This is a genomic window from Humibacter ginsengiterrae (assembly GCF_054780115.1).
On the sequence record NZ_BAAGWY010000001.1, the window covers coordinates 454,622 to 469,009 of the forward strand.

The 14,388-nt window shown below is 67.3% G+C and carries 13 protein-coding genes; 6 read left to right on the top strand and 7 right to left on the bottom strand.

The annotated features are described in order from the left end of the window. Together ACYVII_RS02170 and ACYVII_RS02175 are read left to right on the top strand one after the other, a co-directional pair. Positions 1-1,869 (top strand): glycoside hydrolase family 15 protein, encoded by a 1,869-nt coding sequence (locus ACYVII_RS02170; RefSeq protein ID WP_460530535.1) that lies wholly within the window; start codon positions 1-3, stop codon positions 1,867-1,869. Continuing rightward, positions 1,866-3,218 carry an NAD(P)/FAD-dependent oxidoreductase gene (locus tag ACYVII_RS02175; protein WP_460530243.1) on the top strand — a complete coding sequence of 451 codons (1,353 nt, stop codon included), beginning with the start codon at positions 1,866-1,868 and terminating at the stop codon, positions 3,216-3,218. The genes ACYVII_RS02170 and ACYVII_RS02175 overlap by 4 nt, the downstream gene beginning before the upstream one ends. 7 nt (positions 3,219-3,225) lie before the next feature. On the opposite strand, the gene ACYVII_RS02180 is transcribed toward ACYVII_RS02175, so the two are convergent. Beyond that, entirely contained in the window at positions 3,226-4,980 is a 1,755-nt protein-coding gene (locus ACYVII_RS02180) for a glycoside hydrolase family 3 protein (protein ID WP_460530246.1), read from the bottom strand. 53 nt (positions 4,981-5,033) lie between these two features. After that, on the bottom strand, positions 5,034-6,293 hold the full coding sequence (locus tag ACYVII_RS02185; RefSeq protein WP_460530250.1) for an MFS transporter: 1,260 nt from the start codon (positions 6,291-6,293) through the stop codon (positions 5,034-5,036). 234 nt (positions 6,294-6,527) lie between these two features. On the opposite strand from ACYVII_RS02185, the gene ACYVII_RS02190 reads away from it, so the two are divergent. Further along, positions 6,528-7,163: a TetR/AcrR family transcriptional regulator gene (locus tag ACYVII_RS02190; protein WP_460530253.1), complete on the top strand. Its 636-nt coding sequence runs from the start codon at positions 6,528-6,530 to the stop codon at positions 7,161-7,163. Here the strand turns inward: ACYVII_RS02190 and ACYVII_RS02195 are convergent. Beyond that, complete coding sequence (locus ACYVII_RS02195; RefSeq protein ID WP_460530256.1) at positions 7,156-7,791, bottom strand: histidine phosphatase family protein; 636 nt, start codon at positions 7,789-7,791, stop codon at positions 7,156-7,158. The two genes, ACYVII_RS02190 and ACYVII_RS02195, sit on opposite strands and share 8 nt — an antisense overlap. A gap of 354 nt (positions 7,792-8,145) precedes the next feature. On the opposite strand from ACYVII_RS02195, the gene ACYVII_RS02200 reads away from it, so the two are divergent. Next, on the top strand, positions 8,146-9,798 hold the full coding sequence (locus tag ACYVII_RS02200) for a thiamine pyrophosphate-binding protein (RefSeq protein WP_460530259.1): 1,653 nt from the start codon (positions 8,146-8,148) through the stop codon (positions 9,796-9,798). A gap of 35 nt (positions 9,799-9,833) precedes the next feature. Here ACYVII_RS02200 and vapC read toward each other — a convergent pair whose 3' ends face one another. From vapC to map, 3 genes are read right to left on the bottom strand one after another with little or no spacing between them, the layout of a single operon-like run. Continuing rightward, positions 9,834-10,238, bottom strand: coding sequence for a type II toxin-antitoxin system VapC family toxin (gene vapC / locus ACYVII_RS02205; RefSeq protein WP_460530262.1), 405 nt, complete (start codon positions 10,236-10,238; stop codon positions 9,834-9,836). Next, the gene (locus ACYVII_RS02210) at positions 10,223-10,438 is read right to left on the bottom strand and encodes a type II toxin-antitoxin system VapB family antitoxin (RefSeq protein ID WP_460530265.1); all 216 of its coding nucleotides are present in this window, start codon (positions 10,436-10,438) and stop codon (positions 10,223-10,225) included. The genes vapC and ACYVII_RS02210 overlap by 16 nt, the downstream gene beginning before the upstream one ends. A gap of 42 nt (positions 10,439-10,480) precedes the next feature. After that, the gene (map, locus tag ACYVII_RS02215) at positions 10,481-11,248 is read right to left on the bottom strand and encodes a type I methionyl aminopeptidase (protein WP_460530268.1); all 768 of its coding nucleotides are present in this window, start codon (positions 11,246-11,248) and stop codon (positions 10,481-10,483) included. 63 nt (positions 11,249-11,311) lie between these two features. Here map and ACYVII_RS02220 point away from each other — a divergent pair, with 63 nt between their 5' ends. Together ACYVII_RS02220 and ACYVII_RS02225 are read left to right on the top strand one after the other, a co-directional pair. Next, positions 11,312-11,599: a helix-turn-helix domain-containing protein gene (locus ACYVII_RS02220; RefSeq protein WP_460530271.1), complete on the top strand. Its 288-nt coding sequence runs from the start codon at positions 11,312-11,314 to the stop codon at positions 11,597-11,599. A 7-nt stretch (positions 11,600-11,606) separates the two neighbouring features. Then, positions 11,607-12,272, top strand: coding sequence for an NUDIX hydrolase (locus ACYVII_RS02225; protein ID WP_460530274.1), 666 nt, complete (start codon positions 11,607-11,609; stop codon positions 12,270-12,272). A 6-nt stretch (positions 12,273-12,278) separates the two neighbouring features. On the opposite strand, the gene ACYVII_RS02230 is transcribed toward ACYVII_RS02225, so the two are convergent. Continuing rightward, the gene (locus tag ACYVII_RS02230) at positions 12,279-14,216 is read right to left on the bottom strand and encodes a potassium transporter Kup (RefSeq protein ID WP_460530277.1); all 1,938 of its coding nucleotides are present in this window, start codon (positions 14,214-14,216) and stop codon (positions 12,279-12,281) included. Between the last annotated feature and the right edge of the window lie 172 nt (positions 14,217-14,388).

Below are 14,388 nucleotides of genomic sequence, written 5' to 3' on the forward strand. Positions count from 1 at the left end.
ATGGCCGCTGCACCGAACGACGTTCCGAAGAACAACACCGCGACGGGCGAGGAGTCGGCCCGGATAGAGGACTACGCGATCATCGGCGACCTGCACACCGCAGCCCTGGTGTGCATCGACGGATCGATCGACTGGCTGTGCCTCCCCCGCTTCGACTCGCCGTCCTGCTTCGGAAAGCTGGTCGGCACCTCAGACAACGGCTTCTGGCGCATCGCTCCCGACGGCGCCGGTCGCTCGACGCGGCGCAGGTACCGGCCGGACACTCTCATCCTCGAGACGGAGTGGGACACCGAGGACGGCCGGGTACGCGTGACGGACTTCATGCCGGTCCGCGACGACGTCGCCGATCTCGTCCGAGTCGTCGAGGGGCTCAGCGGCTCGGTTCGCATGCGATCGGAACTGGCGCTCCGCTTCGACTACGGGCACGTTGTGCCGTGGGTGACGCGCAACGAGAGGGGCATCCGCGCCGTGGCCGGCCCCGACGCCGTGACCGTCAGCACGCCCGCTCCGCTGAAGGGGCAGGACATGCGAACCGTGAGCGAGTTCACGATCGACGAGGGCGAGCGCATCCCCTTCGTCATGACCTGGAACCCGAGCCACCTGCGGCCCCCTCTACCGGTGGATGCGCTCAACGCTCTGGAGTCGACGGACGGCTATTGGGACACGTGGTCGCGCGCCAGCAAGGTGCACGGCCCGTACGCCGAAGCGCTGCAGCGTTCGCTCATCACGCTCAAGGCGCTCACCTACGTGCCCACGGGGGGCATTGTGGCCGCCGCCACGACCTCGCTGCCTGAGCAGCTCGGTGGTCCGCGCAATTGGGACTACCGCTACTGCTGGTTGCGCGACGCGACACTCGCGTTGCAGTCGTTGCTCACCGCCGGCTACACCAGCGAGGCCAAGGCGTGGCGCGACTGGCTGCTGCGGGCCGTCGCCGGAGACCCCTCAAAGCTTCAGATCATGTACGGGCTGAACGGGCGGCGCAGACTGCCCGAGGCGTCACTCGACTGGCTCAGCGGCTACGCCCACTCCAGGCCGGTGCGCGTGGGGAATGCAGCCGCCGATCAGCTGCAGCTGGATGTCTGGGGCGAAGTTCTCGACGGCCTCGCACTGACCCGCGCCACCCTGCGCACCGGCGACGACGCATCCTGGAACCTGCAATGCGCCCTCATCGAGCACGTGCAGAAGATCTGGCGCGAGCCCGACAACGGCCTGTGGGAGATGCGCGGCCCGCGCAGGCACTTCACGCAGTCGAAGCTCATGGTGTGGGTAGGCGCCGACCGCATGGTGCGCGCCGCGGAGAGGTTCAACCTCAAGGGCCCCGTCGACAAGTGGAAGCGGTTCCGTGCCGAGGTACGCAAAGACATCCTCACGAACGGGTACGACGCCGACAAGAACACCTTCGTGCAGTCGTACGGCAGCACCGAACTGGATGCCTCGCTGCTGCAGATCCCGCGCGTCGGGTTCCTGCCTGGCGACGACCCCCGCGTGATCGGCACCGTCGAGGCCATCCAGCGCGAGCTGACCGAAGACGGCTTCGTGCTGAGATACCGGCCACAGGCATCCGACGACGGCCTTCCCGGCGGCGAGGGCGTGTTCCTGGCGTGCTCGTACTGGCTCGTCGACGCACTGATCGGTGCCGGCCGCAGGGACGAGGCGACCGAGCTCTTCGAACGCCTGCTGACGCTGCGCAACGACGTCGGGCTGCTCAGCGAGGAATGGGACACGAAGAACAACCGCCAGCTCGGCAACACACCGCAGGCCTTCAGCCACTTCGCGCTCGTGCGCAGTGGCTTCCATCTTCTTGCCGACGAATCGCCCACCAGTGACCGCCCCATGTCCATTCCGTCGAACGGAGGTCGGAACCGATGACAGACCAGGCACACATCCTCGTCCTCGGCGGAGGCTACGCCGGATTCCACGTCGCCAGAGGGCTGCGTCACGCGGTGAAGGCGGGCCGGGTGCGCGTCACCGTGGTGGAGCCGCAGCCATACCTCACCTACAAGCCGCTGCTCCCCGAGGTCGCGGGCGGCGAAACGCAGCCGCGCGACGCCACCGTGACTCTGCAGGGCGCGCTGAAGCACGCCACCGTGATCGCGGGCGAAGCCATGGCGGTCGACCTGGATGCCTGCACTGCGGTGGTACGCGCGGAAGACGGCGTCGAACGCCCGCTCTCGTACGACCACGTGGTGTTCGCGCTCGGCTCGATCACCAAGGCGCTGCCCATCCCGGGTCTCGAAGAGCAAGGCGTCGGTTTCGGCACCCTGGAAGAGGCGGTGTACCTGCGCAATCACGTGCTGGATCGCATCCGCTTCGCCGCGACCACGAGAGACGACGCGGAACGCGACAGGGCGCTCGCCTTCGTGTTCATCGGTGGCGGCTACACCGGCGTCGAGGCGATCGCCGAGCTGTATGAACTGGCCAGGCACGAGGTCGCCACCTATCCCTCGCTGGCCATGCTCGACATGAACTGGCTGCTCGTGGAGGCCGCGGACCGGATCGCGGCGGAGGTCGGCAAGCCGCTATCGCAGTGGACGCTGAAGACGTTGCGGCAGCGAGGCATCCGGGTCCTCTTGAAGACGGAGATGAAGAACTGCGAGAACGGGGTCGTGCAGCTCAGCGACGGCAGCACGCATCCGTCCGACACGATCGTGTGGTCGGCCGGTGTCACGCCGAATCCGATGATCGAGCGGTTCGGCGTGCCGGCCGGCCCGAAGGGCCACGCGCAGGCGAACGAGTTCCTGCAGGTGGTCCGCGACGACGGCTCCGTGGTCAAGGGGGCCTGGGCTGTCGGCGACAACGCGCAGGTTCCGAAGCCGAACTCGGGCTCGAAGCCGTCGTACTATCCGCCGAACGCGCAGAACGCTCTCCGGCAGGCAAACCTGCTCGCGCGAAATCTGCTCGGCGCCCTGGTGGGCGAGCCACCGATGCCCTACCGTCACGAGTCCCTGGGGACGCTCGCCAGCTACGGACGCCGCGAGGGCGCCGCGGTGATCAAGGGCGTACAGCTCAGCGGATTCCCGGCGTGGGCCGTCGACAAGGTGTACCACGCGCTCGCGATGCCGAGCATGAGCCGCCGCATACGCCTGGTAGTCGGATGGCTGGGCAACATCCTGGCGAGCCGCGACCTCACCTCGACGTCGGCGGTGCGCTCACCGCGCAAGCCGTTTCACGAGGCGATGGCCGCGGCGAGGGCCCACGCGAAGGCGAAGGCCTCCTGATGCCTGCTCAGTAGCGCAGGCCGTGGCCGAAGCGGAACGTCGGGTTCTCCGTGTCGAACGCCACATCGGAGCGGCTGGCGAGTACCGCATCCATCGACCTCGGCAAGTCGAACGGCAGCGCGCCCTGCGGCGACCGGTCGCCGAACAGCACGCGCAACACCGCGGCATCCGATGCTCCGTAATCGGCGAGAAGCGCGGCGGCCTCGGTCTCCAGTCCGCCGAGCACGGCGGGCCGGTCGAGGTAGATGTCGATCATGGTCGGCACTGCCGTCGTGATCCGCTTCAACCGCGCCAGTTCCGTCGCCGGGAACTCCAGAGAGCCCGAGTGGAACAGGTCGGAGAAGCCGCCCTTGCCGCCCTCATAGGGTGCCTTGATGCGCAGGATGGCGGCATCCGCCTGCTCCGGGCTCTCCACGACGGTCGCGTACTCGGCGAGCGCCGCGGGGTCGACACCCTCGGCATAGACCTTGGCACCACGCGACAGCGGCAACGTCGCATTCGTGTTGGTGAGCAGCGTGAGCGAGTCGCTCTGGGCATCCAGGCCCTCGGCGACGAAGTCGGCGTGCCCCACCACGGCTTCCGCCCGGTCCTCGTCGACGAACGGGTCGTCGAACAGACCTAGCGTGAACTTCTCGCGCAGCAGCCGGCGAACGGAGACGTCGAGACGCTCCTCGGTGACGCTGCCCTCGGCGACGAGATCCAGCAGCACATCGGTGCACAGCTCGCCGCCGAACTGGTCCACACCGGCATCCAGCGCCTTCAGCATGCGCTCCGGACGGCTCAGCTGCTCCACTCCCCACGCCCTGGCAGGCATGGCGGTACCCATCACCGTGGCGTCGGTGAGCAGGCCCCAGTCGGTGCACACGATGCCCTGGAATCCGAGCTTGTCGCGCAGCAGGTCGGTGATGACGGACTTGTTGAAGCCGAACCCGACCTCCTCCCAGTCCGTGCCTACGGGCATCCCGTAGTACGGCATCATCTGCGTGGCGCCGGTGTCGATGGCCGCGATGAACGGCTTCAGGTGGTAGTCCCGCGCGTCACCCGGGTACACCTGCTCGCGACCCCACTCGAAGTGCGGGTCTTCGCCATCTTTCTGGGGACCGCCGCCGGGAAAGTGCTTCACCATGGTGGCCACCGACTCGGTGCCGAGGCGCTCGCCTTGGAATCCGCGGATGTAGCCCACGACGAGGCGCGACGTGAGGTCGGCGTCCTCGCCGAACGTGCCGCTGATCCGCGACCACCGCGGTTCGGTGGCGAGATCGATCTGAGGATGCAGAGCAACGCGCAGTCCCACCGCCAGGTACTCCTGCCGCGCGACCTCGGCGAAGCGCTCGAGTCGCTCCGGCGAACCGATCGCTGCGAAGCCGAGCGTCTCCGGCCACTGCGAGAACGGCCCGGACATCATCGACGTGAGCGGGTTGTCGCTGAACGCATGCCGAGGGTCGGTCGAGAAGGTGATCGGGATGCCCAGCGGCGATTCCATTGCCACCCGCTGCACCGCGTTGTGCCAGGCCGCGAACTCCCGCCCGCCGGGTGCGGCGCCCAGCAGGTTGAAGTGGTTCATGCGCCGGTTGCGCACCATCGCCACAGCCGACGGCAGTCCGAACGTGCGGTTGCCCACAGCAGGGTCGCCGAACGACACCATGGTGTGGAACAGCATTCCGGCCTTGTCGGCCGCGTCCATGCGGGAGAGCAGATCCTCCACCCGCTGCTCGATCGACAGGGATGCGTCCTGGTAGGGAAAAACGGCTTCGCGGATCATTTCGGTCCTCGGGTCCTCTCGGTAATCTCTCGTGGAGCATTGAGTGACTGCGGCTACTTGGTCGCCTTGATGAACCAGACGCAGAACGCTCCCAGGATGCTCAGGGCGATCCCTATCGGGAAGAGCGCGCCATAGCCGAAAGCGAGCACGATGGCGCCCGCGATGCCCGGCGCCAGGGTCTGCGGCAGGGTCGCAGCGATGTTGACGACGCCGAGATCCTTGGCGAACGACTTCGCCGACGGCAGCACCTGGCTCATCAGCGCGGTGTCGACGGCCTGGAACATGCCGAATCCGAGTCCCATCACCAGGGTCATGATCATCCACGACGTGAAGGTGGGCGAGACCCACGGCAGTACGAGGGCGATCGCCATCACGATGGACGAGCCGAACACGAACGGCTTGCGGCGTCCGACCTTGTCGGAGAGCGGTCCGGAGACGACCGTCGCGATGAGCGTGCCCACGATGCTGACGATGCCGAGCAGAGGGATCACGTCTTGCGGTTGCTTGACGTGCAAGTAGTCAGTGAGGATGAACAGCTGGTATCCGGTGACGCCGAAGTATCCGGTGTAGAGCAGTAGCCGGCCGGAGAACGCCCAGAAGAAGTCGGGGTGCTTGACCGGGTTCACCCAGAACGTGCGCAGGAAGTCGCCGAAGCTGAACGGCTCGTTGCGCATGTTCGTGCTCGGGTGGTCGGGGTTGAACGCGACGAAGAGCACGAGCATCGCCAGCGCGAAGACCGCGAACACGATGTAGCCGGCCGCGATGCTGTTGAAGAAGAATGAGCCGATGATCTGGCCGCCGAGGGCGCCGACCATGAGGCCGATGCCCGACAACGCCGCGAACGTGCCTCTGCGGGCGAGCGGCACCCGATCGGGCAGTACCGCGCTCAGCGGGCCTTGCGCGAAGTTGTAGGTGATCTGCACGAAGATCCAGGCGATAGCGACACCGATCAGGCTGTTTGCGAACGCCAGTCCCACCAGCGAGAGTGCGCCTGCGAGTGCGCCCAGAACGATCCACGGCGCGCGTCGGCCGAACCGCGACCTGGTGCGATCGGAGATCTGGCCGGCGGCCGGTTGCGCGATCATCGCGGCGAAGGCGCCGATCGTCGCCACAATGGCGAAGTTCGCCACCTTGTCATGCGCGTTCATGACCGTGAGCTGCTGCGGCAGCAGGATGCCCGGCACGGCACCCCAGACGAGGAAGATTCCGAAGTTCGCCGGGATGATCCAGCCCAGCAGCCGCGGGAGTCCCTTGATCGGTGCGGGCGGGTCGTCGTTGCCGTCGGCGACCGCAATGAAGGTGGTCTCGGTCATCGCGGGCCCTGAGGGAGACATGGGATCTGACGACATTGTCATGACGTGTCCTTGGTCGAAGCGAACGGGATGCCCGTGGGTCGGGTCCCAGCAGCCGGCATCCGTGCACGGCCGAGGACACGCTAACACAAGAAACCGGCATTTGTGCCGGTTTTACCGAGAAAATCTGCAAAAGTGCCGGTTTATGGGGTGTGTGCGCTCACCGCGGGGTCGCGCGACGGCACAATGGTGGGGATGACATCCACCGAGCAGGGCTATGCCAGCGGCCGCGCGCGCCGCGAGAAGATCATCGCGGTCGCCACCGCGCTCTTCGGGCGCGTGGGATTCAACGGCGCCACGATGCTCGAGATCGCCGCCGAGTGCGGCATCTCCCGCGCCGGGCTCTCGCACCACTTCCCGACCAAGGAATCGCTGCTCGAGGCGGTGCTCGCCACGCGCGACCGAGAGGATCTCGAGCGCTTCCGCCGCAACGGGTCGGCCGGAAGCGACGGACTAGGCATCCTGCGCGGCATGGTGGACCTCGCGGCTCACAACACCGAAGTACCGGGCATCATCGGCCTCTACGCGGTGCTCTCGGCCGAGGCAGGCGACCCGTCGCATCCGGCGCACCAGTACTTCATCGAGCGGTACGAGCGCATTCGCAAAGGAACGGCACGCGCGCTTCTTCGCGCGCGAGATGCCGGATATCTCGACGACGACGTGGATATCGACGACACCGCCATCGAGCTCACCGCCCTGATGGACGGCCTGCAGGTGCAGTGGCTGCTGAATCCGGCATCGGTCGATATGCCCGCCGTCGTGCGCCGCCGCATCGAGCAGGTGCTCACGGTACCGCTGTTCGACGTCGCGGAGGACCGCGCCGTCAGCTGAAGTCGGTACGCGGGTCGGGCGGGCAGTTCCAGCGCAGGATCGCCTGCTGCTCGTGTTCGTACCCGAGCTCGCACACGCTGCCGGTGTCGAGTCGGATGACGGCGCCCGCCGTCACCGGAAGACCGGCCCACGTGACCGCGAGCATCCGCAGAAAGTGGCCGTGCGAGACCAGGAGCACGTCGTCCCCGTTCAGCAGGCTCGGCGTGCACTTGTCGATCACGCTCTGCGCGCGCGCCTGTACCTGCTCGGCCGTCTCCCCCGGCGTCTGCCCCGGGATGACGCCGTCGTGCCAGAGATCCCACGGCTCACCGCTCCGGGAGGCCACGATCTGCGGGGTCGTGATGCCCTCGTACCCGCCGTAGTCCCACTCGACGAGGTCGTCGTCGACCGTGGGATGCGCGTAGCCGGCCAGAGCAGAGGTGCGCCGCGAGCGCGCCCGCGGACTGCACAGCACGAGAGCGAAATGGTGACCGCGGAGCATCGATCCCTGATCGCGTGCCTGCTGCTCGCCGCGCTCGGTGAGCGTGAGGTCCGTGACGCTGGTGTGCCTGCCGACGCGGCTCCACGGCGTCTCGCCGTGCCGGATCAGCACCAGCCGTCCGTTGCGGTCGGTCTCGCCGTCAGACATGCGTCCTCCCGATGCTCGCGGTCTGCTCCCACCTTGTCAGATCCGGCCCGCCGCGACCACGATGCCATTCCCCCAGCCGGAATTCCTTCGCGCTACACCTATCGGCACCCGCTACACGAAAAAACTGCCGCGGATGACGATAGGTGTAGCGCCAGCGAAACCCGACGGTCGCCGGTGAAGCCCCGGAGGCCTGCCGGTCGCCAGACACTCCGCTATCCTCGTTCTCGTCCGGTTCGGGGCCGTCGCTTCACAGGCGGTCGAACGAGCCGGTGCTCGAAAAAGGGGCACTTGAGCCGCGCACGCCGGCGAGACACATACGGAAATCGCATCCGTTACGTCTCGAAAGGCTTCGCCATGCCCTCCGTCTCCGCTCACGTCGCCGTCACCCTCGCCCAGCATCTCGACAACGTCTTCGGCGTGATGGGCAACGGCAACGCCTACTTCCTCGACGCGCTCGCGCGTCAGACCGACGTGCGCTATACGCCGGTGCGCCACGAGGCCGGAGCGGTCGTCGCCGCGGATGCGCACTTCCGCGCCTCCGGCCGCATCGCCGCCGGTACCACCACCTACGGCGCCGGGTTCACGAACACGCTCACGGCGCTGGCCGAGGCAGTGCAGGCGCACATCCCGCTCATCCTCGTCGTGGGCGACGAGCCGACATCCGGCCCTCGACCCTGGGACGTCGATCAGATCGCACTCGCGTCCGCCGTCGGTGCCCGAACCTACACGGTGGGACGAGCGGATGCCGCCGCCACCACCGCGATCGCCGTCGAGCACGCACTCGCCTACAGCGTTCCCACCGTGCTGGCCATCCCCTACGACGTCGCGCAACTGGATGCCGGCCCCGTTCCCGACGCGCCGCAGCCTCGGCTGCCCGATCCACTCGCCCCGCGCGACGAGTTCAGTCGAGCGCAACTGGGACGCCTCGCGCGAGCGCTTGCGGACGCTGAGCGTCCCTTCCTCCTCGCCGGGCGCGGCGCCTGGCTCGCCGGCGCCGGTGACGCCTTGGGCGAGCTCGCCACCGCCACGGGCGCTGTGACGGCATCCACCGCGCTGGGGCGGGGCATCTTCCCTGACGCCCGCTACGACCTCGGCGTGACCGGCGGATTCGGTGCTGACGGCGCGATGGATCTGGTGCGCGAGGCGGATGTCGCCGTCGTGTTCGGGGCATCCCTCAACCAGTTCACGATGCGCTTCGGGCAGCTGTTCTCGCCTGACACCCAGGTGGTGCAGGTGGACACCGGAGCCGCAGCGACGCATCCGAACGTGGGCGGCTTCATTCGTGGCGATGCGCGCATCGTCGCCTCGGACCTGGTGACTGCGCTGCGTGAGCACGGCGTGACGCCGAGCGGCTGGCGCGAGACGATCGACCTCGACGCGCTCACGAAGCGCCCCGACGGCGAGGAAACCGCCTCCGACGGCCGGCTCGATCCCCGCACGCTGGCCGCGCGCATCGGCGAGCTGCTCCCGGAGGACCGCGTCGTCGTCTCCGACGGCGGGCACTTCATCGGCTGGGCGAACATGTACTGGCCGGTCGCATCTCCCGACCGGATGATCATGGTCGGCACCGCATTCCAGTCGATCGGGCTAGGGATGCCATCGGTCGCCGGCGCCGCGCTCGCCAAGCCGGACTCGACGATCGTGCTCACCACGGGCGACGGCGGCGGGCTGATGGCTCTGGCGGATCTCGAGACCGCCGTACGCGTCGCGGGCGGACGCGGAATCGCCGTCGTCTGGAACGATGCCGCCTACGGTGCCGAGGTGAATCTCTATGGTCTGAAGGGTCTTGCGCGCGAGCCGATGCTGATCCCGGAGATCGACTTCGCCGCCCTCGCGTCCGCCGTCGGAGCGGAAGGCGTCGTCGTGCGCACCCTCGGCAACCTCGACCGCCTGCGCACCTGGGCCGCGACGCCGGCATCCGAGCGGCCATTCCTGCTCCTGGACTGCCGCATCACGCATCAGGTGATCTCGCCCTATCAGGAAGAGGTCATCCGGGTGAATTCGTGACTCGTGAGACAGTGCCAGGCGCAATGCCGTCCGGCTCAACGCAGTTTCAGCGGACTGATCTCGGCGAGAAATCCGAAGTCGCGGTCGCGATGTAGGAGCCATACGTCTCGTCGGATGGCGACGGCCGCGATAAGGCAATCGACGAGGCTTCGGATCGGATGTCCGTTCCGTCGCGACGCGACGTAGAGCGCAGCAGCAGCCCGGTAGTCGAGGAGCGCATCGACAGGGACGATCGGAAGTCCGTCCACGAGCGTTTCCACGCTCCGAGCGAGTTCGGGCGTCGTCGCACCCGCCAGTAACTCCATCACGATCGGTTCCGTGATACCGACTTCTTCTCCCGCTTCGATGAGTTCGGTCAGTGCTCTGACGACCGGATCGTCAGTACCTCGAAGAAACTCGACCCACGCCGAAGTGTCGACCAGGATCACCCGTGATCCCACGGCTCGGCGCCGTCACGGATCTCATCGAGATCACCGCCCCACCCCGTTCCCCGAAGGCTCAGCAGTGCCTCCTTGGTGAGAGGAACGCCGACCAGTCGTCGAAGTGCGTAGTCGACCGCTTGCCTCTTCGTTCCAAGGTCGAAACGACGCATCGCCTCGGCGACGAGCTCTTCGTCGATCTCGATGTTTGTGCGCACCATACACACACAATACACCAGTCGTGCGCCCTCGCCCGCAGAGCGCTACCGCGCGGTCAGCACGGCCGGCCCGTCGTCGGTGATGGCGATGGTGTGCTCGCTGTGCGCGGTACGTGCACCTGTGGCGCTGCGGAGCGTCCACCCGTCCGGATCGGTCACCAGCACTGCCGTGTCGGCCATGACCCAGGGCTCCAGCGCCAGCAGCAGTCCGGGACGCAGCTTGTAACCGCGACCCGGCCGTCCGGTGTTCGGGATGTGCGGGTCCTGGTGCATCGTCGAGCCGACACCATGCCCGCCGAACTCGGTGTTGATCGGATAGCCGGCCTCGGAGAGCACCGCGCCGATCGCACGGGAGATGTCGCCGATGCGCGATCCGGGCACGGCGGCCTGGATGCCGGAGGCGAGTGCGCGCTCTGTGACGTCGATCATGCGCGCGTCGGCCTCGTCGACCGTGTCGCCCACCACGAAACTGATCGCGGAGTCGGTCACGATGCCGTCGAGGGATGCCGCGAAGTCGAGCGAGAGCAGGTCCCCGTCGCGCAAGGCGTAGTCGTGCGGCAGCCCGTGCAGCACCGCATCGTTCACCGACGTGCAGATGACGTGACGGAACGGGCCCCGTCCGAACGACGGCGCGTAGTCGACGTAACACGACACCGCGCCCGCGTCGGCGATGAGCTGTGCGACCCAGGCGTCGATCTCGAGCAGATTCGTGCCCACTTTCGTGCGGTCGCGCATCCTGCGCAGAACGTCGGCGACGAAGGCGCCGCTCTCGTGGGCGCGACGCAGTTCGTCGGGTCCGAGCAGTTCGATCATGGGTTCCTCACAAACGACAGTCCAGCAAGACCGGTAATACTATACCGGTATTATCATCGGTTCATGGTCAGATTGCCGCTGTCCCCGCTCGAGGTCCATCGGGGCGAACGTCTCGGCGCACTCCTCCGTCGTGCCCGGAACGAACGCTCCATGGTGGATGTCGCGCTCTCGGCAGGCATATCGCCCGAGACGCTGCGCAAGATCGAGACCGGTCGAATCGCCACGCCGTCATTCACCACGATTGCGGCGATCACCACCGCACTCGGCCTCTCGCTCGACGACGTGTGGACGTCGATCAGCCAGGAGAACGCCGCTCCGTCTGCCGAAAACGACCGCAGGATCGCGTCGTAGCCGGAACATGACAGAACCGCACCCGCTCGTCACCGACTCGCGCGGCCAGCTCGCCCGCCTCGTCGAGCGAGTCGACCCGGCGGTCTTCCGTGAACTTCGCGCCGGCGACCACGGGGAACGGCCCGCGGCTGTGCTCGTGCTGTTCAGCGAGGCGAGGGCACAGGCATCCGGTTCCGTCGGGCTCTGCGTTCTGCTGCAGGTGCGCGCGGCAACGCTGAGGCAACACGCCGGGCAGGTGTCGTTTCCCGGCGGTCGCGCAGAACCAGGTGACGCGGATGCTGTGCAGACTGCTCTGCGGGAGGCTGCGGAGGAGACCGGGCTCGATCCGAGCGGTGTCGATGTGCTCGCGACGCTTCCGCCGGTTCCGTTGGCCGTGAGCGATCACCTGGTGACACCCGTGATCGGGTGGTGGGAGCACCCGATCGTGCTGAGCGCGATCGATCCTGCCGAAACGACGCTCGTGTGGCAGGTTCCGGTGGCGCAACTTCTGGATCCTGCGTCGCGCTTCACCGCGGTGATCGAACGCCGAGGGTCCCGTTACAGTGGCCCGGCATTCGATGTGGACGGCGTCGTCGTCTGGGGTTTCACGGCGATCCTGCTCGATCGCCTCTTCGACGCTCTCGGCTGGACGCAGCCGTGGGATGTCACGCACGAACGCCTCATCGAGAGCTGAGGTGCGTTAGATCTCGACGTCGCTGCCCATGGTGACTGTGCGCAGCGCGGGCAGCCCGAACCGGGCTGCCGGGTTCGCGGCATTGTGCGCAAGCCCCACGAACAGTGAGCGTCGCCACGGCACCATGCTGTTGGTCCGGGTGGTGCGGATGGCACCCCGGGAGATGAAGTACGACGCGTGCGTGAAGTCGCCGGCATTGAGCGGAAGCACGCCGGCGCGGCACGCGGCCCGCAACGCTTTGGGTATGTCGGGCTTGTCGGAGAACCCGAACCGGATGCTCAGATGCTCGATGCCATCATCCGTGTATCCCAGATCGTCGTAGCTGTACGCCTCGGATATCGGTACGTGCGGCACCTGCGCCGTGGTCACGGAGACGATGATGACGTGCTCGTGCAGCACGTGGTTGTGCTTCACATTGGCTCGCAGCGCCAGCGGCGTCGTGTCCTTGTTCGGGTGCGGGAAGATCGCGATGCCGGGGACCCGCGGCAGGTTCTGCTCGCGCACGTCCTCGATGAACCGGGCCAGCGATCCCTCCTTGCGCTTGCGGTCGATCTGCACGAGCTGGCGTCCTCGTCGCCACGTGGTCATGACGAGGATGACCACCGCCGCGATCAGCAGCGGCACCCAGCCCCCGTTGAGGATCTTCGAAAGGTTCCCGGCCAGGAAGGTGAGCTCGAGGCCGCCGAACGCGACGGCGCAGATCACGATCTTCCACGGCGCCCAGTGCCACAGGGGTCGGGCCACGAGCAGGAGCAGCAGGGTGTCCACGACCAGGGCTCCGGTCACGGAGATGCCGTACGCGGTAGAGAGCCGGTCGGAGGAACCGAATGCGAGGGTCACGGCGATGACGCCGATGAAGAGCAAGAAGTTGACGGCCGGGAGGTAGATCTGCCCGCCTTCGCGCTGGGATGTCTGTCTCACCGTGAGCGGCGGCAGCACGCCCAGGTGCACAGCCTGCCGGGAGAGCGAGAACGCGCCGGAGATGACCGCTTGGCTCGCGATGACGGTCGCCGCGGTGGCCAGGATGACCATCGGGAGGCGCCCCCATTCCGGTATCAGCAGGAAGAACGGATTGATCCGGGCCGCGGGATTGTGCAGGATGAGCGCTGCCTGGCCGAGGTAGTTGATGGTCAGCGCGGGGAAGACGAGGAAGAACCAGGCGCGACGAATGGGCGAGCGTCCGAAGTGCCCCATGTCAGCGTACAGCGCCTCTGCGCCGGTGATGGTCAGCACGACGGCCCCGAGTGCGATGAACGACACCGCGGGATGCGCGACCATGAAGACGACGGCGTAGGTGGGCGAGAGCCCGAGCAGAACGGCCGGATACTGCACGACCATGGTCAGGCCGGCCGCGGCAAGCGCCACGAACCAGAGCACCATCACCGGGCCGAAGAGCACGCCGACGCTGCCGGTTCCGAAGCGCTGGACGACGAAGAGCGCGATCAGGATGACCGCGGCGATCGGGATGACGAGGTGGGTGATCGCCGGAACGGTGACGTGCAGACCTTCGACAGCGGAGAGCACGCTGATGGCGGGTGTGATGATCGAGTCGCCGTAGAAGAGTGCGACGCCGACGATTCCGATCACGAGGAGAGCTCCGGCGCGCGCGGCTTTGCTCGCGTAAAGACGCTGCGCGAGCGCCGCCAGCGCCATGACACCGCCCTCGCCGTCGTTGTCCGCGCGCATCAGGATGGCGAGGTACTTGATCGACACGATGATCGTGATGCTCCAGAACATGAGCGAGACCACGCCGTAAACGTCGTCCTGCACCGGTCGCACCGCTCCGTTGTCGAGCAGGAACACCGTCTTCAACGCGTACAACGGGCTCGTGCCGATGTCGCCGAAGACGACACCTAGCGCGGCGAGCGCCGCTGCCGCCATCGCACCGTGACCGGTGGCCGACGTCTTCGGGCCGTGGCCGTGGGCCGCCGCTGACGCGGTCACGGTCTTTCCTCTCGCGTGCACCTGCGTCACGCTACGCCGGTTCCGCGCCCGTGCAGGTCACGGCACTCGGACGAACACCTCGAGAACGCAAAGGAAGGGCTCAGGCTCTGCCGGTCCGGTCGGTGCCGCCGACGGCGAAGATGAGCGGCGATCCGTCCCCCGATCGGGTGGC

Coding starts and splice junctions, on each gene's coding strand:
- ACYVII_RS02170 (WP_460530535.1), top strand. CDS start 1: ATGGCCGCTGCACCGAACGACGTTCCGAAGAACAACACCGCGACGGGC.
- ACYVII_RS02175 (WP_460530243.1), top strand. CDS start 1,866: ATGACAGACCAGGCACACATCCTCGTCCTCGGCGGAGGCTACGCCGGA.
- ACYVII_RS02180 (WP_460530246.1), bottom strand. CDS start 4,980: ATGATCCGCGAAGCCGTTTTTCCCTACCAGGACGCATCCCTGTCGATC.
- ACYVII_RS02185 (WP_460530250.1), bottom strand. CDS start 6,293: ATGACCGAGACCACCTTCATTGCGGTCGCCGACGGCAACGACGACCCG.
- ACYVII_RS02190 (WP_460530253.1), top strand. CDS start 6,528: ATGACATCCACCGAGCAGGGCTATGCCAGCGGCCGCGCGCGCCGCGAG.
- ACYVII_RS02195 (WP_460530256.1), bottom strand. CDS start 7,791: ATGTCTGACGGCGAGACCGACCGCAACGGACGGCTGGTGCTGATCCGG.
- ACYVII_RS02200 (WP_460530259.1), top strand. CDS start 8,146: ATGCCCTCCGTCTCCGCTCACGTCGCCGTCACCCTCGCCCAGCATCTC.
- ACYVII_RS02210 (WP_460530265.1), bottom strand. CDS start 10,438: ATGGTGCGCACAAACATCGAGATCGACGAAGAGCTCGTCGCCGAGGCG.
- map (WP_460530268.1), bottom strand. CDS start 11,248: ATGATCGAACTGCTCGGACCCGACGAACTGCGTCGCGCCCACGAGAGC.
- ACYVII_RS02220 (WP_460530271.1), top strand. CDS start 11,312: ATGGTCAGATTGCCGCTGTCCCCGCTCGAGGTCCATCGGGGCGAACGT.
- ACYVII_RS02225 (WP_460530274.1), top strand. CDS start 11,607: ATGACAGAACCGCACCCGCTCGTCACCGACTCGCGCGGCCAGCTCGCC.